This window comes from Streptomyces sp. NPDC045955 (genome assembly GCF_056430805.1).
In genome coordinates this window covers 253,797-277,216 of record NZ_JBWKKY010000006.1, presented here as the reverse complement: position 1 = coordinate 277,216, position 23,420 = coordinate 253,797, and the positions used below count along the sequence as shown (strand labels likewise).

19 protein-coding genes are annotated in these 23,420 nt (G+C 70.8%); 5 read left to right on the top strand and 14 right to left on the bottom strand.

Going from position 1 to position 23,420, the window contains the following annotated elements; translation table 11 throughout:
• Window positions 1-33: 33 nt before the first annotated feature.
• Window positions 34-615, bottom strand: coding sequence for a TetR/AcrR family transcriptional regulator (locus AC07F0_RS15020; protein ID WP_478978758.1), 582 nt, complete (start codon window positions 613-615; stop codon window positions 34-36).
• Between the two features lie 136 nt (window positions 616-751).
• On the opposite strand from AC07F0_RS15020, the gene AC07F0_RS15015 reads away from it, so the two are divergent.
• Window positions 752-1,180: a nuclear transport factor 2 family protein gene (locus tag AC07F0_RS15015; protein ID WP_478978755.1), complete on the top strand. Its 429-nt coding sequence runs from the start codon at window positions 752-754 to the stop codon at window positions 1,178-1,180.
• Window positions 1,177-2,022, top strand: coding sequence for an NAD(P)H-binding protein (locus AC07F0_RS15010; RefSeq protein ID WP_478978752.1), 846 nt, complete (start codon window positions 1,177-1,179; stop codon window positions 2,020-2,022). The genes AC07F0_RS15015 and AC07F0_RS15010 overlap by 4 nt, the downstream gene beginning before the upstream one ends.
• Window positions 2,023-2,037: 15 nt before the next feature.
• On the opposite strand, the gene AC07F0_RS15005 is transcribed toward AC07F0_RS15010, so the two are convergent.
• The 5 genes from AC07F0_RS15005 to AC07F0_RS14985 form a co-directional block, all read right to left on the bottom strand.
• On the bottom strand, window positions 2,038-2,877 hold the full coding sequence (locus AC07F0_RS15005; RefSeq protein ID WP_436729002.1) for a carbohydrate ABC transporter permease: 840 nt from the start codon (window positions 2,875-2,877) through the stop codon (window positions 2,038-2,040).
• Window positions 2,874-4,235 (bottom strand): carbohydrate ABC transporter permease, encoded by a 1,362-nt coding sequence (locus AC07F0_RS15000; protein WP_436729001.1) that lies wholly within the window; start codon window positions 4,233-4,235, stop codon window positions 2,874-2,876. The genes AC07F0_RS15005 and AC07F0_RS15000 overlap by 4 nt, the downstream gene beginning before the upstream one ends.
• A gap of 6 nt (window positions 4,236-4,241) precedes the next feature.
• On the bottom strand, window positions 4,242-5,567 hold the full coding sequence (locus tag AC07F0_RS14995) for an ABC transporter substrate-binding protein (protein ID WP_478978749.1): 1,326 nt from the start codon (window positions 5,565-5,567) through the stop codon (window positions 4,242-4,244).
• Between the two features lie 37 nt (window positions 5,568-5,604).
• Window positions 5,605-7,263 carry a glycoside hydrolase family 13 protein gene (locus tag AC07F0_RS14990; RefSeq protein WP_478978747.1) on the bottom strand — a complete coding sequence of 553 codons (1,659 nt, stop codon included), beginning with the start codon at window positions 7,261-7,263 and terminating at the stop codon, window positions 5,605-5,607.
• A gap of 140 nt (window positions 7,264-7,403) precedes the next feature.
• Complete coding sequence (locus AC07F0_RS14985) at window positions 7,404-8,675, bottom strand: ABC transporter substrate-binding protein (protein WP_478978744.1); 1,272 nt, start codon at window positions 8,673-8,675, stop codon at window positions 7,404-7,406.
• Window positions 8,676-8,796: 121 nt separating this feature from the next.
• Here AC07F0_RS14985 and AC07F0_RS14980 point away from each other — a divergent pair, with 121 nt between their 5' ends.
• The 3 genes from AC07F0_RS14980 (at window position 8,797) to AC07F0_RS14970 (ending at window position 12,792) form a co-directional block, all read left to right on the top strand.
• The gene (locus AC07F0_RS14980) at window positions 8,797-9,312 is read left to right on the top strand and encodes a PadR family transcriptional regulator (RefSeq protein ID WP_114251383.1); all 516 of its coding nucleotides are present in this window, start codon (window positions 8,797-8,799) and stop codon (window positions 9,310-9,312) included.
• Window positions 9,309-10,064, top strand: coding sequence for an ABC transporter ATP-binding protein (locus tag AC07F0_RS14975; protein ID WP_356923161.1), 756 nt, complete (start codon window positions 9,309-9,311; stop codon window positions 10,062-10,064). Before AC07F0_RS14980 ends, AC07F0_RS14975 begins: the two co-directional genes overlap by 4 nt.
• Window positions 10,065-10,134: 70 nt before the next feature.
• Window positions 10,135-12,792: an ABC transporter permease gene (locus tag AC07F0_RS14970; RefSeq protein WP_478978741.1), complete on the top strand. Its 2,658-nt coding sequence runs from the start codon at window positions 10,135-10,137 to the stop codon at window positions 12,790-12,792.
• Between the two features lie 167 nt (window positions 12,793-12,959).
• Here the strand turns inward: AC07F0_RS14970 and pgi are convergent, their stop codons facing one another.
• From pgi to AC07F0_RS14930, 8 genes are all read right to left on the bottom strand, one after another.
• Complete coding sequence (gene pgi, locus AC07F0_RS14965; protein WP_478978738.1) at window positions 12,960-14,612, bottom strand: glucose-6-phosphate isomerase; 1,653 nt, start codon at window positions 14,610-14,612, stop codon at window positions 12,960-12,962.
• 69 nt (window positions 14,613-14,681) lie between these two features.
• Window positions 14,682-15,950, bottom strand: coding sequence for an MFS transporter (locus AC07F0_RS14960; protein WP_478978735.1), 1,269 nt, complete (start codon window positions 15,948-15,950; stop codon window positions 14,682-14,684).
• Between the two features lie 133 nt (window positions 15,951-16,083).
• Window positions 16,084-16,419, bottom strand: a complete 336-nt coding sequence (locus tag AC07F0_RS14955) for an RNA polymerase-binding protein RbpA (protein WP_003976875.1) — start codon at window positions 16,417-16,419, stop codon at window positions 16,084-16,086.
• Between the two features lie 223 nt (window positions 16,420-16,642).
• Window positions 16,643-16,879, bottom strand: a complete 237-nt coding sequence (gene secG / locus AC07F0_RS14950; RefSeq protein WP_208641567.1) for a preprotein translocase subunit SecG — start codon at window positions 16,877-16,879, stop codon at window positions 16,643-16,645.
• Between the two features lie 95 nt (window positions 16,880-16,974).
• Window positions 16,975-17,751 carry a triose-phosphate isomerase gene (gene tpiA / locus AC07F0_RS14945; RefSeq protein ID WP_356923156.1) on the bottom strand — a complete coding sequence of 259 codons (777 nt, stop codon included), beginning with the start codon at window positions 17,749-17,751 and terminating at the stop codon, window positions 16,975-16,977.
• 5 nt (window positions 17,752-17,756) lie between these two features.
• Window positions 17,757-18,968, bottom strand: coding sequence for a phosphoglycerate kinase (locus tag AC07F0_RS14940; protein ID WP_478978733.1), 1,212 nt, complete (start codon window positions 18,966-18,968; stop codon window positions 17,757-17,759).
• Window positions 18,969-19,110: 142 nt separating this feature from the next.
• Window positions 19,111-20,118 carry a type I glyceraldehyde-3-phosphate dehydrogenase gene (gene gap / locus AC07F0_RS14935; RefSeq protein WP_478978730.1) on the bottom strand — a complete coding sequence of 336 codons (1,008 nt, stop codon included), beginning with the start codon at window positions 20,116-20,118 and terminating at the stop codon, window positions 19,111-19,113.
• Window positions 20,119-20,375: 257 nt separating this feature from the next.
• The gene (locus AC07F0_RS14930) at window positions 20,376-23,330 is read right to left on the bottom strand and encodes a M14 family metallopeptidase (protein ID WP_478978727.1); all 2,955 of its coding nucleotides are present in this window, start codon (window positions 23,328-23,330) and stop codon (window positions 20,376-20,378) included.
• Between the last annotated feature and the right edge of the window lie 90 nt (window positions 23,331-23,420).

The following is a 23,420-nucleotide window of genomic DNA, read 5'->3' as shown; positions in this document are numbered from 1 at the left end:
GCAGGGGGTCCGGCCGCTCCGGTGTTCTCGTGCTCAGCTCCCGCCCAGCACCCGTGCGGTGAAGGCGGCCAGATCGGCCCGGAGCCGGTCACGCGTCATGTGCTGCCGGTCGGTCAGGTGGTCGACGAGGTCGGCGCGGACCGCGGCCAGCAGCGCGTGGGCGACGAAGCCGGCGTCGGTGAAGCCGGGGACCTGTTCCAGGACGTCCCGGAGCGTGCCGTGCCACCAGTCGTAGTGCGCGGCGCGGTAGGGGCTGTCGCTTCCCGTACCCTCCAGGGCCACGGACAGGTGCCGGTGGTCGAGCTTGAAGCACAGGAGGGCGTCGAGCAGGGCCGGGACGCGTTCCGCGGGGGGCGTTCCGGGTCCGAGCGGTCGGGGACCCTCGGCGATCGCCTGGCGGATCGGTTCGAGCCGGGACTCGTAGAGCGCGCGGATCAGGCCCGTGCGGTCGCCGAACCCCCGGAAGAGGGTGCCCTTGCCGACGCCGGCCTCTGCGGCGATGTCGGCCATGGTGACGTCCTCGGGGCTCGCGCACGCGGCGAAGAGCCGGTCGGCCGCCGCCAGGACGGACTCGCGGTTGCGCAGCGCGTCCGCGCGGGGCTTGCGTTCGGGCACGAGATGCCTCCGTCTCCTCCGACCCGGTAAGCGGACTCCGGGTCCGCATCTTGCATAACCGGACCGGCGGTCCGTATTCTCTCTTAAGCGGACCGGAGGTCCGCATCGTAGCGGAGGGACACCTATGACTTCACCCATGACCGCATCCCCGTCACCGGCCGAGCTGTTCGGCCACAGCCTGCGGCTGCTGCTCGACAAGGACATCGCCGGCTGGGTCCGGCTCTGGGACGACGACGGCGTCCTGGAGTTCCCGTTCGCGCCCGAGGGGTGGCCGAGGCGGCTGGAGGGCAAGGCGGCCGTCCTCGACTACATGCGGGACTATCCCGACCACATCGACCTGCACGCCTTCCCCGACCTGACGATCCACCGGACCGACGACCCCGCGACCGTCGTGGTCGAGATGCGCGGGGTGGGGCGGCTGGTGAAGAGCGAAGAGCCGTTCGACATGAGGTACATCGCCGTGGTGACGGTCGCCGGCGGCCGTTTCACTCACTACCGCGACTACTGGAACCCGCTCGCCCTCCCCCAGGACGGCACGGCCGACTTCGCGGGGAGGGGCCGGTGACCGCCGCCACCCTGGTGATCGGCGCCACCGGCACGACCGGCGGGCGCGTGGCCCGGCTGCTCACCGCGCGAGGAGGGCGGGTGCGGGCGGCGAGCCGGCGCGCGGTCCCCGTCGCCGGTGCCGAGTCCGTCCGTTTCGACTGGTACGACCCGGGGACGTTCGACGAGGCGCTGACCGGTGTGGACCGGGTCTATCTGGTCCCGCCGGTCGGGGACCCCGAGCCCGCCGCCGTCATGCTGCCGTTCCTGGAACGGGCCCGCTCGTCCGGCGTGGGCCGGGCCGTGCTGCTCGGTTCCTCGGCGATCCCCTCCGGCGGCCCGGCGGTCGGACAGGTGCAGCAGGCCCTGCCCGGCCTGTTCGGGACATGGGCGGCCCTGCGGCCCTCGTGGTTCATGCAGAACTTCACCGGCGACCACGAGCACGCCCGGAGCATCCGCGAGCAGGGGACCATCCTGACCGCGACGGGCGAGGGGCGTGTGGCCTTCGTGGACGCCGACGACATCGCCGCCGTCGCCGTGCACGCGCTGACCGCCGACCGCGACGCGGGAGGCGACCTGGTCATCACCGGGCCGGAGGCGCTGAGTTACGACGATGCCGCCGCCGTCCTGAGCGAGGTGACGGGACGCCCCGTGACCCACCGGCGGCTGACCCACGAGCAGATGCGCGACCGGCTGGCACATGTGCTCCCGCCGGAGTTCGCCGCGGTGCTCGCCGGTCTGGACCGCGCCATCGCCGAAGGGGCCGAGGACCGGGTCACCGACACGGTCGAGAGCCTCACCGGCCGCCCACCGCGCAGCCTGCGCGCTCATGTCGAGCGCGCCATGACGGCGGTGGACGGCTAGGGCCTGGATGGCGGGCTACTTCACCGACCCCGCCATCACGCCCTGCACGAAGTGCCTCTGGAACGCGAAGAACACGACGACAGGCACGACCAGGGACACGAACGCCCCGGGCGCCAGGACGTCGATGTTGCTGCCGAACTGCCGGATCTGCGACTGGAGTTCCACCGTCAGCGGCTGTGCGGAACTGTCCGCGAACAGCAGCGCCACCAGCATGTCGTTCCACACCCACAGGAACTGGAAGATGGCCAGGGAGGCGATCGCCGGCCGCCCCACGGGCAGCACGAGCCGCGTGAAGATACGCCATTCGCTGCCGCCGTCCATCCGAGCCGCCTCCAGCATCTCCTTCGGCATCTCGGCGAAGTAGTTCCGCAGCAGGAACACCGCGAACGGCAGGCCGTAGGCCACGTGGAACAGCACGACACCGGGGATCGTGCCGAACAGCCCCAGCTGCCCGAAGAGTTTGGCGACCGGCAGCAGCCCGATCTGCACGGGCACCACCAGCAGCGCGACCACGACCAGGAAGACCGCCTCGCGCCCGGGGAAGTCCAGCCACGCGAAGGCGTACCCCGCGAGCGCCGCGATCACCACGACCAGCACCGTCGTCGGCACCGATATCAGCACCGTGTTCCAGAACGCCTGCGTGATGCCCGCGTTCTGCAGCAGCGAGGAGTAGTTGTCGAAGGACAGCTGCCCGGGGCTGGAGAACACCGTCCACCAGCCGCCCTTCGCCGTGTCCTCGGCGGACCGCAGCGAGGACAGGAACAGCCCGGCCAGCGGCGTCATCCAGACCAGGCCGATCACCACGAGGAAGGCCTGGACGACTCCGTTGCCCAACCCGCGCCGAACCGCGTTCATCGCTGACTCCTTCGGAAACGGCGGACGTTGAACACCATGGCCGGAACCACCAGCAGCAGGAGCAGCACTCCGAGCGCGCTGCCGAGCCCCTGGTTGTTGCCGCCGCCGAACGACACCAGCCACATCTGCGTCGCAAGGACGGTCGCGTCCTCCTGCACGGGCCCGGGCGCGATGATGTAGACGAGGTCGAAGACCTTCATCACGTTGATGACGAGGGTGACGAAGACGACGGTGAGGACCGGGGCCAGCAGCGGCACCGTGATCCGCCGGAAGATCTGCCACTCGTTGGCGCCGTCGATCCGCGCCGCCTCCAGCGCGTCCCGCGGCAGCGTGGACAGGCCGGCCCCGATCAGCACCATGGCGAAACCGGTCCAGATCCACAGGTAGGCCCCGATGATCGCCGGTGTGACGAGTGCCGGTCCGAGCCAGGAGACGCCCTCGTAGGGCGGGGCGAAGTTGGACGCCGGCAGTTTCACCTGGTAGGAGCCCGGTGCGAGGCCCTCGAAGCGGAAGGAGCCGTCGGAGGCGGTGGTCGCCGTGGCGGCGGTCTTGCCGTCGCGTACCGCCTCGACCTTCATCTGCGGCAGTCCGCTCTCCCGCCGGTCGACCTTGCCCTGTTCCCCTCCCCCGCCGGGCGTGAAGTCCAGGTAGACCACGCCGCGCAGTTCGTCGGGGCCGGCCTTCCTTCCCGCCGCCGTGTACGCGGGTTCGGTTCCACCGGGCAGGTCGTCGGGCAGCACCCCGACCAGGCCCAGCGTCACCGCGTCGCCCGGGGACACGCGCGTACTCGTGCGGTACGAACCGTCCTCGTCCTTCGTCAGGCCCTGCCCGTCACGCGCCCGGGCCGTCGGGTACGAGGACTCGGCCTTGAAGGCGTCGTGGACGGAGACGACCGCGGCGTTGAGGACGCCCTTGTCGGGGTCCTCGTCGTAGGCGAGCCGGAAGATGATGCCGGCGGCGAGGAAGGAGACCGCCATCGGCATGAAGAGGAGCAGCTTGAAGGCGGTGGCCCAGCGGACCTTCTCCACCAGCACGGCCAGGATCAGCCCGAGTCCGGTCAGCAGGGCCGGGGCCACGACGACCCAGATGGCCGTGTTGCGCACGGCCGTGAGGGTCGCCGGGTCGCGGAACATCTCGGTGTAGTTGTCGCCGCCGACGAAGGTCGTCCCGGAGGCGTCGAAGAAGCTGCGGCCGATGCTGAACAGCACGGGGTAGACGACGAGCGCGCCGAGCAGCAGCAGGGCGGGCAGCACGAACAGCAGGGCGATGATCTTCCCGCGCCGCCGCAGACGCCGGGTGCGGTCGGCGACCGTGACGGGCGGCGGGGGGTTCGTCTCTTTGACGAGGGTCGCTGTCATGGCGGATCAGTCCTGGTACGCCTTGGCCGCCGCGGCCTCCAGCTTCGCCGCGGTGCCCTTCGGGTCCGACGGGTCGCGCAGGAAGTCCTGGAGCAGCTTCCACTCGCCGGTGCCCTTGGTGCCGCCGAAGGCCGCCGGGGCCTGGTCGGACATGTCGAAGCGGACCGAGTCCCCGGCCTGGACGAGGGACTCGGCGGTGGCGCGGGTGACGTCGTCGCCGTAGGAGGCGAGGTCCAGCTTCTTGTTCGGGGAGAGGAAGCCGCCCGCCTCCGCCCACACCGCGGAGGCCTCGGGGGTCGCCAGGAACTCCAGGAGGGCCTGGGCCGCCTTCTGGTTCTTGCCGTCCTTGAGGACGACGGCCGCGTCACCGCCGCTGACGACCGGTGCCTCGCCGCCGGCGACCGCCGGGAACGGGAAGAAGTTCGCGTCCTCGCCGACCTTCTTGCCGAACTGGTCCTTGGCGACGCCGGCCACGAAGTCGCCCTCGTAGACCATGCCGGCCTCGGGCTTCGGGCCGAACACCTTCTCCACCGAGCCGGGGAAGTCGGTGTTCAGGGCGCCCTTCTGGCCGCCGGCGATGAGCTGCTTGTCCTTGAAGAGCTTGCCGAGCGTGGTCAGGGCGTCGACGACCGACGCGTCCGTCCACTTCAGCTTGTGCGCGGCGAGGGCGTCGTACTTCTCGGGTCCGGCCTGGGAGAGGTAGACGTTCTCGAACCAGTCGGTGAGGGTCCAGCCGTCCTGCCCGGCGACGGAGAACGCGGCGAGCCCGGAGTCGGACACGGTCTGCCCGGCCTTCAGCATCTCGTCGTAGCTCTTCGGGGGCTTCACGCCGGCCTGCTCGAGGGCGTCGGGGCTGTACCAGACGGTCGACTTGTGCGCGGCCTTGAAGTACAGGCCGTAGAGGGTGCCGTCGACGCTGCCGTACTTCTTCCACACGGGGGCGTAGCCGGCGTCGACGGCCTGCTCGGTCTTCTTGGAGAGCGGCTTGAGCCAGCCCTTCTGCGCGAACTGCTTGAGCACGCCGACCTGCGGGACCATCACGACGTCGGGGGCGTTGCCGCCCTCGATCTTGCTGCCGACGACGGTGGAGACGTTGTCGCCGGTGGACGTGAACTGCGTCTTGGCGCCGGTCTTCTCGGTGAAGGCGTCCAGCACCTTCTGGAAGTTCTTCTGCTCGGTGCCGGACCAGACACCGGCCACGGTGATCGTCTGGCCGCTGAGCGCCTTGTCGCCGCCGCCGGCGGAGACGGGGCCGCCGCCGCAGGCGGTCGCGCCGAGCGCCAGGACGAGGGCGGTGCAGCCGGTGAGCAGGGTGGTACGTCGTCGCATCATCGTTGATGTCCCTTCGGGGAGTTGACTTGCGGGGCGTTCAGGAACGGATCCACCAGGCGGCCGTCGAGCCGGAGAGCACTCCGGGCGGGCAGGGACCGCTGGCGAGCAGGGGGGTGCCGGAGACCGGCGCGGGGGTGGGTGCCGTACCGAAGTTGACGGCGCACACCAGGTCGTCACCGCGGGAGAAGGCCAGGACGCCGGGCGGGGAGTCCAGCCAGCGCAGCGTGCCCTCGCCCAACTGGGGCAGTGCTGCGCGCAGTTGGAGACCGTCGCGGTACAGGTGCCAGAAGGAGCGGGTGTCGGCGAGGGCGCGGTCGGTGGCGTACTCGGCGAAGTACTCCGGCTGGGGCAGCCACGGCTTGGCGCTCTCCACACCCGGGGTGAAGCCGAACGGCGAGGCCTGCCCCGACCAGGGCAGCGGCACCCGGCAGCCGTCGCGGATGCGGGCCCTGTTGCCGGTGCGGCGGAAGATCGGGTCGGTGAGCACGTCGTCGGGCAGGTCCACGACCTCGGGCAGGCCGAGCTCCTCGCCCTGGTAGATGTACGCGGCTCCGGGCAGCGCCAGCATCAGCAGCGCGGCGGCACGGGCGCGGGCGGCGCCGAGGCCGCTGCCCTCGGTGGCGGGTTCGCCGTAGCGGGTGACGGTGCGGACCTGGTCGTGGTTGTTGAGGACCCAGGTGACGGTCGAGCCGGTGCCGGCGATGTCCTGCATGGCCTCGGCGATGACCTTCTGGAAGGCGTCCGGGTCCCAGGGGGCGCTGAGCAGGTCGAAGAAGAAGGCCTGGTGGAGTTCGTCGGGGCGGACGTACTGGGCGTGCTGGCGGGCGGTCGGGACGGAGACCTCGCCGACGAGGAGGCGTTCGCAGCCGTCGCGCTCGGTGTACTCCTCGCATATGGAGCGCCAGCGGCGCCACACGTCGTGGACCTCGGGCTGGTTCCAGGCGAGCGGGTTGACCGAGTCGCGGGTGCGGGCGTCGGCCTCCGGGTCGTCCGAGTCGGGCAGCTCCGGGTGTTTGAAGAGCCCGGCGGCGACGTCGATGCGGAAGCCGTCGATGCCCCGGTCCAGCCAGAAGCGGAGGATCCGGTCGAACTCGGCGCCGATCTCCGGGTTGCGCCAGTTCCAGTCGGGCTGCTCGGGCGCGAACATGTGCAGGTACCACTGGCCGGGGCGTCCGTCCGGCTCGGTCACCCGGCTCCAGGCGGGGCCGCCGAACATGGAGTGCCAGTTGTTGGGCGGCTCGCAGCCGTCCGGGCCACGGCCGTCGGCGAAGTGGAAGCGGGCGCGGGCCGGGCTGCCGGGCGGGGACGCGAGCGCCTCACGGAACCAGGGGTGCTCGCTGGAGCAGTGGTTCGGGACGATGTCGAGCAGCACTTTGATGCCGAGCCGCCGCGCGGCCCCGACCAGCAGGTCGAACTCGTCGAGGTCGCCGAAGAGCGGGTCGACGTCGCAGTAGTCGGCCACGTCGTAGCCGTGGTCGTGCTGCGGCGAGGGATAGAAGGGGCTCAGCCAGATCCCGTCGACGCCGAGCTTCTTCAGGTACGGCAGTCCGGCCCGGACTCCGGCGAGATCGCCGACGCCGTCACCGGTGCTGTCCAGGAAGCTGCGGACGTACACCTGATAGATCACTGCGTCACGCCACCAGTGGTGCCTGTTCAACCCATCGACCTGTCTCTGAGGAGGGCAGCGGTTATGCATGCATGTTAAGTAGGCGTGTCGAGAGGGTGTCAATGAAAAGGCGGAAGCTACCGTGGAGTTGAGGTGGTAGATTCAGGTATTTATCGGACATACCTCGGCGAGATGAGACGTCCGCGTTACCTAACAAGTAAGTAGAACCGCTAACGGCGCGAGATGGCGGCGAGCTCTCGGGCCAGCCGGCGCACCGCCGCCGCGGGCGTCTCGTGACCGGCCATCGCGTCGTGCACGACCGCCTGCACGACCAGGCTGACCTGGTCGTAGCGCGGGCTCTTGGGGCGCGGGGCGGCCGTGCGCACGCTCTCGCGCAGGGTCGGCAGATACGGGAACCTGCGGATGAGTGCGGGATCCTCGTAGAGATCGGCCCGGACCGGCGGCAGCGCGCCGCGCGTGAGGACCTGGCGCTGGACGCGCTCGCTGGTGAGGTACGCGATCAGGCGGGCGGCCGAGTCGGGGTGCCGGGCGTGCGCGCTGACGGCCAGGTTGGAGCCGCCGAGGACGCTCGTGCCCGGCCCGTCCGGTCCCGGCAGGGGGACGGCGCCGACCTTCCCGGCGACCTCGGAGCCCGGGGCGGAGGCGCCGACGTAGGCGTACGGCCAGTTCCGCAGGAAGAGCAGCCGGCCGTCCTGGAAGGCCTGCTTGGACTCCTCCTCCTTGTACGTCAGCGCTTCCTTCGGGATCCAGCCCTCACGCACCCCGCGCGCCAGGAAGCCGATGCCCTCGCGGGCCGCCGCCGAGTCGACGGTGACGCGCTCGCCCTCGTCGCCGAGGATCGAGCCGCCCGCCGAGTAGACGGCCTCGGCCGCGTTGACGGTGAGGCCCTCGTACGGCAGGAACTGCCCGGCGTAGCCGTCGAGGCCGTACTTCGGGGCGATGGTCTTCGCGTACCGCTCCAGCTCCGCCCAGGTGCGTGGCGGCTCCACACCCTCCTTGGCGAGGACGTCCTTGCGGTACAGGAGCAGGCCGGCGTTGGTGACGTACGGGACGGCGTAGAGCTGCCCGTCGTAGGTCGCCGTGTCCACGACCGGCGGGAGGAAGGTCTTCAGCGGGAACCGGTCGCGGGGCAGCGGCCGGATCCAGCCCGCCGCGGCGAACTCCGAAGTCCAGTTGACGTCGATGTTGAGCACGTCGAACCGGCTGCGGTCGCCGTCGCGCAGGTCGGTGGCCATCTGGGCCTGGGTCTCGTCGGCGGAGTCCGGCAGCTCGACGAGGGTCACCTTTTCGCCGGGGTGGGTGCGGTTCCAGCCCTCCAGCAGAGGACCGAGGTACCCGGTAAGGTCTCCGGCGGTGGCGAGGGTGAGCGGTCCACGACCGCCGCCGGCGGGCTCGCCCGCCTGCGCTCCGGCGGCGACGTAGCCTGTCAGGACCACGACGAGAACGAGAAGGCCCCTACCCGCGGCATGGATCCACCGCATAGGTTCCTCCCTGTACACCGGCGCTGGGCACCCTTGCCCGGAACAGAGGCCATGTATACCTGTTAGGTATGGGCGATACTAGGGCCTGGAGCACATTGGACCGGACAGGAGGACTGCACGCGTGCGCCTGCCCCTCCTGGCCCTCCTCGCCCGCGGACCCGCCCACGGCTACGAGCTCAAGCAGGACCTTGAGCAACTGCTGGGCTCCGCGTACCCTCAGCCGAATGTCGGCCAGATCTATGTGACCCTCGGCCGCCTCGAGAAGTCGGGACTGATCGAGGGCGAGGACGTGGCGCAGTCCAGCCGGCCCAACAAAAAGGTCTACCACCTCACCGACGCCGGGCGGGAGGCGCTGCGCGCCTGGTTCGAGGAGCCCGAGGACGAGCCGCGGGTACGGGACGAGTTCTTCATGAAGCTGGCGCTCGCCCCGCAGACCGGGCTCGCCGACCAGATCTCCCTGATCAACCAGCAGCGGCGCCAGTACCTGAACACCATGCGGCAGCTGTCGAAGCTGGCCGCCGCCGAAGACCGCGACAACCGCATCGCCCACCTGCTGATCGAGGGCGCGATGCTGCACCTGCAAGCCGATCTCGACTGGCTGGAACGGTGCCAGGAAGAGCTGGAGGAGCTGGAGTGAGCGACGACCGTCCCGCTCCTGTGCTGCGCGCCGAGGGGCTGGTGAAGACGCACCACGGCGAGGGCGCGCCCGCCCATGCCGTGCGCGGGGTCGACCTGTGCGTACGGCCCGGCGAGTTCGTGGCGATCACCGGCCCGTCCGGCGCCGGGAAATCGACGCTGCTGCATCTGCTCGGCGGCCTCCAGCGGCCGGACGCGGGCAGGATCTGGCTCGACGGCGAGTCCACCGACACCTACAGCGAGGCCCGCTGGGCGGTGGAGCGCCGGAAGCGGATCGGGATCGTCTTCCAGTTCTTCAACCTCGTGTCCAACCTGTCCGTCGCCGACAACGTGGAGCTGCCCGCCCTCCTCGCCGGGACCTCGCCCAAGCGAGCCCGGGCCGAGCGGGAGCAGCTGCTGGCCGAACTGGGCCTGACGGGCAAGGAGCGCAGCATGCCGGGCGAGCTGTCCGGCGGCGAGCAGCAGCGCGTCGCCCTGGCCCGGGCGCTGGTCAACCATCCCCCGTTGCTGCTGGCCGACGAGCCCGCGGGCAGTCTCGACAGCAAGGGCACCCGCGAGGTGATGCGGCTGCTGACCCGCTTCCACCAGCGCGGCCAGACGATCCTGCTGGTCACTCATGACGCGCGGCTGGCGAGCGCCGCGGACCGGGTGATCAGCTTCTTCGACGGCCGGATCGCCGACGACGCGGAGCTTGACGGCGGCACACCGCCGCGCCGGTCCGGGATATCCGGTGTGCTGGAACTCAGGGACTGACATGCGGGTGAAGGACTGACATGCGGGTGTACGACGGCTGCCCGGTGTCCGGGCCGGGAGGCTGAGGTCCGTGCGAGCCACCCTGCGCTGGGCGCACTCCGATCTGCGCACGCACCGCGGCGAGGCGCTGTTCCTCGTCCTCGCCACGGCTGGCATCGTCGCCTCCCTGCTGCTGGCGACGGCCCTCTTCGGGTACGCCACCAACCCCTGGCAGCGCGTGTTCACGCAGTCGCACGGCGCGCACGTGTGGCTGCACACCGACACCGATGCCGAGACCGGGAAGCTGGCCGAGCTGGACGGTGTCGACTCCGTCGCCGGCCCCTACCCCACCGCGGCCACCACCGTCGCCTCGCGCGGCAGCCGCGCCGCCGTCGAACTGCGCGCCACGCCGCAGCGGCCGTCCGTCGGCCGCCCGCCGATCGTCTCCGGCCACTGGCTGGACCCCGCGACGCCGAACGGTGTGGTCCTGGAGAGCCGCCTCGCCCGCGCGCTGCTGGCCGAGCCCGGCGACACCCTCACCGTGCCCGGCACCGCCCGTGAACTGACCGTCGTGGGCCTCGCCGACAGCGCCGAGCCGCGCTACCGGCCCGGTGAACAGCCGGGCCTGGTGTGGGCGCCGCCGTCGGCCGTGCCGGATCCCGGCGGCCAGGTGATCGGGCTGCGGCTGACCGATCCCGGCGACACGTCCTACGTCGTCCAGCGCGCCGTGACCGTCCTGGGCGCCGGGGCGATCGGGGAGGTGTCCACCTGGCAGCAGGCCCGGGCCGAGGCCCAGGGCGACAACCGGCTCCTCGGCCAGGTGCTGGGCCTGTTCGGGCTGGGCGCGCTGGTCGCCGCCGGGCTCGCCGTGCACGGGGCGATCGGCACCCGTATCCGCGGCCACCTGCGGGATCTCTCCGTACTGAAGGCCATCGGCTTCACCCCCGGCCAGGTGGTCCGCATCTTCCTGCTCCAGCACCTCGCCTACGCGCTCCTGGGCGCCGTGGCCGCCGCCGCGCTGGCCGAGGCCCTGGGCAGCCGGATCCCGGGTCGGCTCGGGGACGCGGTCGGCGTGTGGCAAGGGCTGCCGGGCCACACCGTGGCCCTGTTCGTGATCCCGGTGGGCGCGGTGCTGTTCATCGGCGCGACCACCGGACTGGCCGCCTGGCGGGCGGGCCGCGTCCCGCCGGTACCGGTGCAGCGCCCCGCCGCGGCTCTCGGCGGTCGGCTGGCCGGAGCGAACACGGGCCGGTCCTTCGGTCCTGGCGCCGCGGCGGCTACGCCTGGCACGCAGCCGACGGGGACAACAGCCCAAGCCCTCCAGCCCGCTGCCACACCGCCTGTCGGGCGGCTGGCCAACGGCCTGCGCCGGGTCCTCGGGCTGCGGCCCACAGCAGCGGCAGCACCTGACGGGCAGCCGACCGCGACACCGAGCCAAGCCCTGCGACCACAGTCCGCGGAGGCTCCGCATGGCGGGCGGCCGACGGTGGCCACGGGCCATGCCCTCCCACCACAGTCCGCGGCAGCTGCGCCTGGCGAGCGGCCGACCAGCGGCCTGCGCCGCGTCCTCAGGCTGCGGCCCTCGGCTCCCCGGACCGGGCAGCTCTCCGACCTGGCGCGCCGCGCCCTGGGGGCGCGGGTTCCGCCCGCGCTCGTGCTGGGCTGGCACAAGGCGTTCACCCGCCGCCCCCGGTCCCTCGCCACCGTCGCCCGCCTCACCCTGCCGCTGCTGCTGATCGTCGTGGCGATGAGCGCGTGGACCACCATCGACCGCTTCCACAGCACGCCCGAGCAGGTCGGCCTGCCGACCGCCCTCAGCGTCCGCGCCGACGCCGGCCTGAGCGAGCGGCAGACCCGGGCCCTCCTGGAACGCGACCCGGAGGTGTCCGCCGCCTACCCCGGCGTGGAGACGGCCGCCCTGGTTCCGGGCCAGACGGCGACCATCGCCCTGCGCGGTATCGGCACCGGCCAGGATCCCTACCCGTACACCCTCGCCGAGGGCCGCCCCGCCCGTGGCGCCGACGAGGCCGTGGCCGGGCAGGGACTGCTCGACCTGCTGGACGTGCGCGTCGGCGACTGGGTGCGGATGACCGTCGGGGACCAGCCGCAGATCCTGCACATCGTGGGCCGCAGCGTCGAGCCGGAGAACGCCGGCCGGGTCATCTCCACGTCCCTCGACACCCTTCGCGCGAACGACCCCGGGCTCCGCCCGACCCTCTACGAGCTGCGTCTGGATCCCGGTGCCGATCCGCGGGAGGTCGCCGACCGGCTGGCCACGGCCGGGCGCGGACACCTGGACGTGCACACCGTGACCAACCCCGCCGACGGACTCTCCCCGCTGCGCGCCGTCATCGCCGGGCTGATCGCCGTCCTCGCCCTCATCGGGCTGATCGAGCTGCTGACCGCGATCGGCGGCACCGTCCGTGAGAGCGAACGGGACCTGCTCGCGCTGAAGGCCATCGGCCTGTCCCCCCGGCAGATCACGGCCATCACGGTCACGGCCACCGGCTGTACGGCACTGGCGGCCGTGCTCGCCGCCACCGCCCTTGGCCTGCCGCTCGCCCACTGGCTGATCGACGCCCAGGGCCGGTCGAGCGGCATCGGCGCCGGCATCGCCCAGGGCCCCTCCGCCCCGCTGATGCTGCTGCTCGGTGCGGCGGCGGTACTCTGCGCGGCCGCCCTGGCCGCCGTACCCGCGGCCCGCGCGGCCCGCCGCCGCCTGGCGGACACACTGAGCGCGGTCGCCTGACGTCCTGGCCCCCTCCGGGGGTCAGCCCCCGTACGGGTGCCGCGGGTTGTACGGCGACTGCGGGTGCGGGACGTACGGGTGCTGCCCGCCCGGCGCGGAGTGATGGCCGTACGGGCCGGGCGGTGGGCGAACGCGCGCTGCCGTCCGCCTCCCGCCCGGCGCTCTCGTCACTGCCGGCCGCGCAGCTCCCGGTACGTGGCGACCAGGGCCTTGGTCGACGCGTCCAGGCCCTCGACCTCGGCGCCCTCGGTCAGCGCGGGCTCGACCCTCTTGGCGAGGACCTTGCCCAGCTCCACGCCCCACTGGTCGAAGGAGTCGATGTTCCACACCGCGCCCTGCACGAACACCTTGTGCTCGTAGAGGGCGACCAACTGGCCGAGGACGGACGGCGTCAGCTCGGGCGCCAGGATGGTCGTCGTCGGGTGGTTGCCCTTGAACGTCTTGTGCGGCACCAGCTCCTCCGGCACGCCCTCGGCCCGCACCTCCTCCGGTGTCTTGCCGAAGGCGAGCGCCTGCGTCTGCGCGAAGAAGTTGGCCATCAGCAGGTCGTGCTGCGCCTTGAGCCGGTCGCCCAGCTCGCCGACCGGCCGCGCGAAGCCGATGAAGTCCGCCGGAATCAGCTTCGTGCCCTGGTGGATGAGCTGGTAGTAGGCGTGCTGCCCGTTGGTGCCCGGCGTACCCCACACCACCGGGCCGGTCTGCCACTCCACCTCACGCCCGTCCCGGTCGACGTACTTGCCGTTGGACTCCATGTCGAGCTGCTGGAGGTAGGCGGTGAACTTGGCCAGGTAATGGCTGTACGGCAGCACCGCGTGCGACTGGGCGCCGTGGAAGTTGCCGTACCAGATGCCCAGCAGGCCCAGCAGCAGCGGCACGTTGGACTCGGCGGGCGCGGTCCGGAAGTGCTCGTCGACGATCCGGAAGCCGTCGAGCATCTCCCGGAAGTTGTCCGGGCCGATGGCGATCATCAGGGCCAGGCCGATCGCGGAGTCGTACGAGTAACGGCCGCCGACCCAGTCCCAGAACTCGAACATGTTGGCCGTGTCGATACCGAACTCGGCGACCTTCACGGCGTTCGTCGACAGGGCGACGAAGTGCTTGGCGACGGCGGCCTCGTCACCGAGCGCGTCCAGCAGCCAGCCGCGCGCGGACGTGGCGTTGGTGACCGTCTCGATGGTGGTGAACGTCTTGGAGGCGATGACGAACAGCGTCTCCGCGGGGTCCAGATCCCGCACCGCCTCGTGCAGGTCGGCGCCATCCACGTTCGACACGAAGCGCACGGTCAGCGAGCGGTCCGTGAAGGCGCGCAGCACCTCGTACGCCATCGCGGGCCCCAGGTCGGAGCCGCCGATGCCGACGTTGACCACGTTGCGGATCCGCTTGCCGGTGTGACCCGTCCACTCCCCGGAGCGCACCCGGTTCGCGAAGTCGGCCATCTTGTCGAGCACGGCGTGCACGCCCGGCACCACGTTCTCACCGTCGACCTCGATCACCGCGTCCCGCGGGGCGCGCAACGCGGTGTGCAGCACGGCCCGGTTCTCCGTGGAGTTGATCTTCTCGCCGCGGAACATGGCGTCCCGCAGCCCGAACACGTCGGTGGCGGCGGCCAGTTCGCGCAGCAGCCGCAGGGTGTCGTCGGTGACAAGGTGCTTGGAGTAGTCGACGTACAGGTCGCCGACCCGGAGGGTGTACGCGGTGCCGCGGCCGGAGTCGGCGGCGAACAGCTCGCGCAGCTGGACGTCGCCCAGCTCCTCGCGGTGCTTGGCCAGTGCCGTCCACTCGGACGTCTGGTTGAGCCTGGTACGGCCGTCTGCGTTCATCTCGGGCTTCAGCCTTCTTTCCTGTCCTGCCTGCGTACCTTGCCCCGCTGCCGGCCCCAACCTAATGGATCAGCGCGTGACATCGGCTGTCGTGGCGCCGTCGTCCGGCTCGACAACAACTACGTTCGCCTTGAGCGCGGGTATCAGTGCGAGGACGGAGAGGACGAAGAAGGCGGCCGTGAGCAGGGGCGGGGTGTTCGGCCCCCAGGCGGTGGCGACGGCCCCGCCCAGCAGGGCGCCGAGGGGCACGCCGGCGAAGGCCAGGGTGCGGAAGGCCGAGCTGACCCGGCCCAGGAACTCGGCGGGGCTGCGCTCCTGCATCAGTGTCGTGGTGTTGACGTTCCACACCATGCCCATGAACCCGAAGACGGCGAGCGCGCCCACGAGCACGGTCAGGCTGCGCACGGTGCCCATGACGACGAGGGCCGCCGTCTGCACCGAGCCGGCGAGCAGCACGGACCGCAGCCGGCCGAGACGCGCGACCAGCCGGCTGTTCACCACTCCCCCGGCCAGGCTGCCGAGCGTGAAGGCCGCGCCCGCCGCCGCGTATCCCGCGGGGCCCGCGCCGAGCCAGTCGGTGACGAGAACGACCAGCAGGGCGAGCTGGGTGCCCATGCCGATGTTGCACAGGGCGGTCGCGGCGCACAGGCCGCGCAGGGAGCGGTCGCGCCACAGGGTGCGCAGCCCCTCCGCGATCTCGCGGCGCAGCGTGCTGCCCGACGGTCGCGGCGCGCGGTCGGACTCGGCGGCCGGCAGCGAGGCCACCAGCGCGGCGGCCACCAGGAACGTCACGGCGTCGGCCGCGAAGGGCACGGCGGCCCCGGCGGCCAGCAGCAGCGGCACGACCGGACCGCCCAGCAGGCCGCCCGCGATGCGCTGGCCGGTCAGCAGCCGGGCGTTGGCGCTGCCGAGGGCGTCCCGGTCGACCAGGGCGGGCAGCAGGGCCGTGGCGGCGTTGTCGAAGAGGGTCTGGAGGGTGGTCAGGGCGAAGGCCAGCACGATGAGCAGGCCGATCGAGGCGTGACCGAGAGCGACGGCCACCGCGAAGGCGGCGACCAGCAGCCCACGTAAGGCGTCCACCGTCCACATGGCCCGCCGCTGGTCCACGCGGTCGGCGACGGCCCCGCCGAGCAGGCCGAAGACGATCCAGGGCAGATAGCCGCAGGCCGTGACGGAGGCGATGAGCAGCGGCTCGTCGGTCAGCGTGACGGCTAGCAGGGGCAGCGCGGCCGTACGCAGCGCGTCACCGAAACCGGACAGCACGGCGGCGCTCCACAGCCGTCCGAAGCCCCCGCGCCACGCGGGCACGCGCACGCTTCCCACCTCGACCGTCGCCACTGTTCCCCCTCACGGTTCGCCCGATGCACAAACCGTAGAGGGCACCACTGACAATCGGTCCGCGAACGGCCGTCCGCCGGTGCGGAAAGCAGCGCCGGCCGGGCACCCGCTGGTGCCCGGCCGGTCTCGACTTCTAGATCTCGCCCCGCAGTTTGGCGAGCGCCTCGGCGAGGATCGCCTCGCCGTCCGCGTCGCTGCGGCGCTCCCGCACGTACGCCAGGTGCGTCTTGTAGGGCTCGGTGCGCGGCGGGTCCGGCGGGTTGTCCCGGTCCTGGCCGGCCGGGAATCCGCAGCGGGGACAGTCCCAGGTTTCGGGCACCTGCGCGTCGCTGGCGAAGCTCGGCTGGGTCTCGTGTCCGTTGGAGCACCAGAAGGAGATGCGCAGCCGCGGCGCGGACTCGCCGCGCTCGGCCTCGCCCATCGGCCCCGCCCCGACCCGGCTTCCCCGGATCGCGTTGCCACTTGCCACGGTCGTAACTCCCTGCGTGATGGTGCCGCGAAGCGAGTCGGCGTTCCGCTTCGCTGCGAGCGCCTCAGTCTACGTAAGGCCCAACGCGCGTCCAGTGATTGGAGTTACAACCCTCACACCTAGACGCAAGCCCCATGATAGGCCGCGCTGTGCCGCGCGTACCCAACATGGGGCGTTACGTAGGTATTGCCTGCGTACGCAGTGCGTGCGGGATGCGGGCCGGTCAGTTGTTCACCTTCATCAGGATGCCGAGCACGATGATGCACGCGAACCAGAGCAGACCGACCACGACGGTGATCCGGTCGAGGTTGCGCTCGGCGACCGAGGAGCCGCCGACGGAGGACTGCATGCCGCCACCGAACATGTCGGAGAGACCGCCGCCCTTGCCCTTGTGCATCAGCACCAGCAGCATCATCAGCAGGCTGAAGACGATCAGGGCGATCGAGAACCCCAAAACCACGGCTGGACCAACTTCCTCGGATTCGGATGGACGACGCGGGGTCCAGCACAGTGCTGGACCCCGCAAGGGTACGACGGATCGCGTCTACCGCATACTCACTGGTCGCGGAACCGCACGATCTTGACGAACTCGTCGGCGTCCAGCGAGGCGCCGCCGACCAGGGCGCCGTCGATGTCGGCCTGGGCCATGATCTCGGCGACGTTGCCCGACTTCACGGAGCCGCCGTACTGGATGCGGACCTTGTCGGCCACGTCCTGCGAGTACAGCTCGGCGATCTTGCCGCGGATCGCCGCGCAGACCTCCTGGGCGTCCTCGGCGCCGCAGACCTTGCCGGTGCCGATGGCCCAGACGGGCTCGTAGGCGATCACGACGGTCTCGGCCTGCTCGGCGGGGAGGTCCTTCAGACCGCCCTCGACCTGGGCGAGGGTGTGGGAGACGTGGTTGCCCGCCTCACGGACCTCCAGCTCCTCGCCGACGCACAGGATCGGGGTCAGGCCGTGCTTGTAGGCGGCCTTGACCTTGGCGTTCACCAGCTCGTCGGTCTCTGCGTGGTACTGGCGGCGCTCGCTGTGGCCGATGGCGACGAACGTGCACTTCAGCTTGGCCAGCATGGGGCCGGAGATCTCGCCGGTGTAGGCACCGCCGTCGTGTGCCGAGATGTCCTGGGCGCCGTACTTGATCTTGAGCTTGTCGCCGTCGACCAGGGTCTGCACGGAGCGCAGATCGGTGAAGGGCGGCAGGACGGCGACCTCGACGGCCTCGTAGTCCTTGTCGGCCAGGGCGAAGGCGAGCTTCTGGACGTGGGCGATGGCCTCGAGGTGGTTGAGGTTCATCTTCCAGTTGCCCGCCATCAGCGGCGTGCGCGTGCTCATCTAGGTCAGTCCTCCAGTGCGGCGAGGCCGGGGAGCGTCTTGCCCTCGAGGTATTCGAGGGAGGCGCCGCCACCGGTCGAGATGTGGCCGAATGCCGTCTCGTCGAAGCCCAGGGTGCGCACGGCGGCGGCGGAGTCTCCGCCGCCGACCACGGTGAAGCCCTTGGATTCGACGAGGGCCTGGGCGACCGCCTTGGTGCCCTCGGCGTAGTCGGGGTGCTCGAAGACGCCCATGGGTCCGTTCCAGAAGACGGTGGCGGCGTCGGCGAGCTTGGACGCGTACAGCTTGCGGGTCTCGGGCCCGATGTCGAGGCCCATCTGGTCGGCCGGGATGGCGTCCGCGGCGACGGTCGTGGGGTGGGCGGCAGCCTTGGTCTTCAGGTCCGGGAACTCGGTTGCCGTCAGCGCGTCGACGGGCACGACCAGCTCGACGCCGGTCTTCTCGGCCCGCTCGACGTACTCCTGGACGGCCGCGATCTGGTCCTCCTGGAGGAGGGACTTGCCGACCTCGTAGCCCTTGGCCTTGAGGAACGTGTAGGCCATGCCGCCGCCGATGAGGATGCGGTCGGCCTTGCCGAGCAGCTGGTCGATCACGGCGAGCTTGTCGGAGACCTTGGCGCCGCCGAGGGCGACGACGTAGGGCCGCTGGAGGTCCTCCGTCAGCTTCTTCAGGACGGCGACCTCCTTGGCGATGAGGTAGCCGGCGGCGTGCGGCAGCCGGGCCGGGAGGTCGTAGACGGAGGCGTGCTTGCGGTGCACGGCGCCGAAGCCGTCGCCGACGTAGAGGTCCGCGAGGGCGGCGAGCTGGTCGGCGAAGGCGCCGCGCTCGGCGTCGTCCTTGCTGGTCTCACCGGCGTTGAAGCGCAGGTTCTCGACGACCGCGACCTGGCCGTCGGTGAGGGCGGCGACGGTGGCCCGGGCGGACTCGCCGACCGTGTCCGTGGCGAACCGTACGTCCGTGCCGAGGAGTTCACCGAGGCGCGCGGCGGCCGGGGCGAGGGAGAAGGCCGGGTCCGGGGCGCCCTTGGGGCGGCCCAGGTGCGAGGCGACGACCACCCGGGCGCCCGCGTCGGCGAGGGCCTTGACCGTGGGCACCACGGCGCGGATCCGGCCGTCGTCGGTGATGGTGGTGCCGTCCAGCGGCACGTTCAGGTCGGCGCGGACGAAGACCCGCTTGCCGGCCACCCCTTCGGAGAGGAGTTCGTCGATCGTCTTCATGAGGGGACTCCTGGAAGAGCTCGTGATCGCTCGTAAGCGCTCGTGATCGAACAGCTCTGATCTGTACGTGAGTCAGGGCTCGGACAGCGCATTCTCGCGCTGCCCGAGCCCTGTTCTCACATGGACGTGCCTGCTCTGTGGATCAGAGCTGGTTGCCGACGAAGACCGTCAGGTCGACGAGGCGGTTGGAGTAGCCCCACTCGTTGTCATACCAGCCGATGACCTTCACGTTCTTGCCCTCCTGGACCATGGTCAGGGAGGAGTCGAAGGTGCAGGACGCCGGGGCGTTGACGATGTCGGACGAGACGATCGGGTCCTCCGTGTACTCGAGGATGCCCTTCAGCTCGCCCTCGGCCGCCTTCTGGAAGGCGGCGTTGATCTCTTCCTTGGTGACCTCGCGGCCGAGCTCGAGGACCAGGTCGGTGACCGAACCGGTCGGGACCGGGACGCGCATGGCCATGCCGTCCAGCTTGCCCTTGAGCTGCGGGAGGACCAGCGCGGTGGCCTTGGCGGCACCCGTGGTGGTCGGGATGATGTTCTCGGCGGCGGCACGGGCGCGGCGCAGGTCCTTGTGCGGGAAGTCCAGGATGCGCTGGTCGTTCGTGTACGCGTGCACCGTCGTCATCAGGCCCTTGACGATGCCGAAGTTCTCGTCGAGGACCTTGGCCATCGGCGCCACACAGTTGGTGGTGCAGGAGGCGTTGGAGATGACGTGGTGGTTCGCCGGGTCGTAGCTGTCCTGGTTGACGCCCATCACGATGGTGACGTCCTCGTCCTTGGCCGGAGCCGAGATGAGGACCTTCTTGGCGCCGCCGGCGATGTGCTTCTCGGCGTCGGCCTTCTTGGTGAAGATGCCGGTCGACTCGATGACGATGTCGACGCCCAGCTCGCCCCACGGGATGTCGGCGGGGTTGCGCTCGGCGAGGACCTTGATGGTCTTGTCGCCGACGGTGATGGTGTCCTCGGTGTGCGAGACCTCCTGCTTGAGGCGCCCGAGGATGGTGTCGTACTTCAGCAGGTGAGCGGTGGTCGCGGTGTCACCCAGGTCGTTGACAGCCACGATCTCGATGTCTGCACCCTGCTCCAGCAGCGCGCGGAAGTAGTTACGACCGATGCGGCCGAAGCCGTTGATGCCTACGCGGATCGTCACGAACCGATCTCCTCGTTGGTACGCCGGCCATGAAGAGCCGGCGAGCTCTGTTTGGGATGTCCCCGACCGCCTACGACCCTACCTCCCTGAGGCTGCGGTGGTGACATCCAGATGCCCCATACACGGCAGGGCGGTCCGTACCCGCCAGTAGGGGTACGGACCGCCCGTCACCGAGAGCGAGATCACTCGATTTCGCTACGCGGTGTGGTGCCTGTTGACGGAGAGTTCCCAACCTCTGCGGGGCCACACGTCTGCGGTCACACGTCGAGGGAGGCGAGCGCCTTTCTCATCAGTGCCGCCCGGTCGGCCGCGGTGGCGACGTGCTCGAGGCCGAAGCCCAGCAGCACGGTGTCGTCCGTGGTGACCGCGCCGTAGGTCTGGAACAGGGCCCCGGTGCGGGCCCAGTCCTTCAGGACGGCCGGGCTGCCCGCAGGCGGTCCGGCCGCCTTCCAGGCGCCGAGCGAGGTCTCGAAGCCCTCGGTCTCCTTCGCCGTGCCGCCTACGACGAGCGAGGCGTCGTCGGCGAGGACGCCGTGTCCGCCGGTGCCCGGGTCGGTGACGTAGCTGATCGAGACCTCGACCGTCTTGCCGGCGTACGCGCTCAGGTCGAAGTCCACCCGCTGCCAGCCGCCGGAGGAACCGGTGAGGCTGTTCCACGACCCGGTGCTGCCGGTCGCGGTGCAGCCGTCGTCCGACAGGGTCAGGTAGTGCTTCAGCCAGGGGTGCCCACGGACGTAGAAGCCGCCCCCGCACTCGGCCGGAACGGCGGTCTTGGTGGCGCCGCCCGTCTCGGGCAGGGTGGTCCAGTCGTCGGCGCCCGCGGTGTGGGCCTCGACCAGGACGTTGTCGTAGCCGGGCTCGGTGTCCCACATCAGCTGGGTGCGCAGAACGGGCTTGTCGGCCGCGGCGACGCCGGTGAGGTCCACGGTGCGGGTGAGGCGCTTGTAGGCGTTGTCGGTGTGGACGGCGGCGGCCATCGAGGAACCCGCGTACGGGCCGTACGGGTTGACCGCGCCGGCGAACTGTCCGGCGCCCTTGCTCGCGAACTGCGGGAACTGGTCGGCGGGCAGTTCGTCGGAGGTGACGCCGTAGCGGCCCGCCTTGTCCAGGGGGTTGCCGGGCGCGGCGGCGAGCGGGCCCTGGAAGCCGCCCAGCTCGCCGGAGCCGGTGAAGCCGGTGGCTCCGGCGGCCGAGGTACGGCTGTAGGCGCCCAGGTAGTACTGGCTGAAGTCGTTCGACAGGGTGCCGCCGCCGAGGTCGACGCTGCCGCCGGCCTGCTCGCCGGCCTCGATCAGCCTGCCGCCCTCGTTGAGGAAGGACCGCAGCTGGAGCTGGGTGGCGTTGCCGGGGACGCCGGCGCCCGTGTAGTGGACGACGGTGTCGAAGTGGCTCAGCACCCCGAGGGCGTCCGGCGCGCCGCGCCCGGCGACGTCCCAGACGAGCGCCTTGCGGCCGTTGGCCTTGAGGGCGTCCACGTACTTCTGTGCCTGCGTGGCGGCCGCGCCCTCCTCGGCGACGACGAGGGTGTCCGCCCTGGGCCGCTCGGCGACGGTGTAGGTGAAGCGCTTGCTGGAGACCTTCTTGCCTTTCTTCGTCTCCCCGGTGAACCAGACCTCGACCTTGTCGCCGGGATCGCCGTCCCTGACCTTCGCCCGGTACTCGTCGAAGTAGAGGTTGTCCTCACCGCCGTAGGTCTCGCCGCCCTTCCAGGGCTTGAGGGCCATGTCCTCGGTGCGGCCGCCGTTGACGCGGTACTTCAGCTCCTTGTCGCGCAGCGACTTGCGTGCGACGACGGAGACCTCCTGGTCGGCGCCGCGGGAGTACGACACGGGGAACGCGGCCGGGGTGAAGTCGGCGGCGCTCAGTCCGACCGACGAGGACGGCCGGTCGGGGTGGGCGGCGGACTCGGCGACGGAGAGCGCGAACGGGACGTTCTTGGCGAACTCCTGCTGGATCAGCTTCTCGTCGTCCGGGAAGGTGAAGATCGACCGGCAGTCGGACGCCTTCCACTCGTCGTCCGGGTCGGCGTTCGAGGCGGTCTGACAGGTCGACATCTCCGGGGTGAACATCGCCAGGCCGTTGACGTTCGCCGCGTGGCCGTCGGCCTCGCCGTTGGTGGTGTACAGCTCGGACGAGACCTGCGGGTGGTAGCCGGGGACCGCGGGGTTCTCGGGCGTACCGGCCAGCGCCTCGTACATGACGTCGTCCGGGGTGGTGGTGGCCACCTGCCAGCCGACCCCGTAGAGGATGAGTTCGGCGGCGGAGTGGTAGTTGATGCCGTACGTGAAGCCGATCCGCTCCTGGAAGGCGTCCAGAGCCTTGGTCTCCGGCTCCGAGGCCGGTCCGGCGCCGCGGTAGGTCTCGCTGGTGGGGTCGGGGGACGAACCCTCGTCGTCGTAGCCCCACTTGTAGGCGAAGTTGCGGTTGAGGTCGACGCCGTCGCCGGTGCCGATGACGCCGTCGCCGTTGACGTCCCGCAGGTTCTTGCGCCACAGGCGGTTGTCGTCACCGGTGTGGGTGTGGTCGTAGCCGTCGGGGTTGGCCGAGATGACGAACCACAGTTCGGTGGAGTCGACGATCTTCTTGACGCGCCGGTCCTTCTTGTAGTTGTCCAGGTAGTGGTGCATCAGGCGCCGGGTCATCTCCGGCGTGATCCACTCGCGCGCGTGCTGGTTGGACAGGTAGAGGACCGAGGGCTTGGAGCCGTCCTTCGTCTTCTTCGCGCCCTTGGTGAGCTTCAGCGCGAGGATGTCCTGGCCCCTGACCGTCTTGCCGATGGAGACGACCTTGGTGAGGCCGGGGTTGTCCTGCGCGGTCCTGAGGATCTCCTCCTTGATGCCACCCTTGCCGCTGTACGGGCGGAACACACCCTCGGCGGCGTTCTCGACACGGGCCTCCGCCTTCTTGGAGAGGTCGTGCTCGGTGAGGTCGACGCCCTGCTTCGCCAGCTTCTTCGCCTGCTGGTCGGTCAGGATGACCTCGATGGTGGCGGTTCCCTTCTCGGGCACCTGCTCACTGAGTTCGTGGCCGTCCTGGCCGGCCGCGAGCAGCAGGGGTACCTGCTCGTGGGTGACCTCGGCGCGGAAGACCTTGACTTCGTCCGGGTCGGACGGGGATGAACTGTCAGGTTGTGCCTGGGCGATGGGTGCGATGCTCGCTCCGCCGATCAGGAGCGTGCCGACAGCGAGGATCGATCTCGCTCTTCGTCTCATGAACCCCCCTAGCGTGGGTTCGCCACAGCAGCGAACAGATGCCAGGCTCATGACAGTCCATGATCGAGTCAAGAGTGCCCGAGCGACACG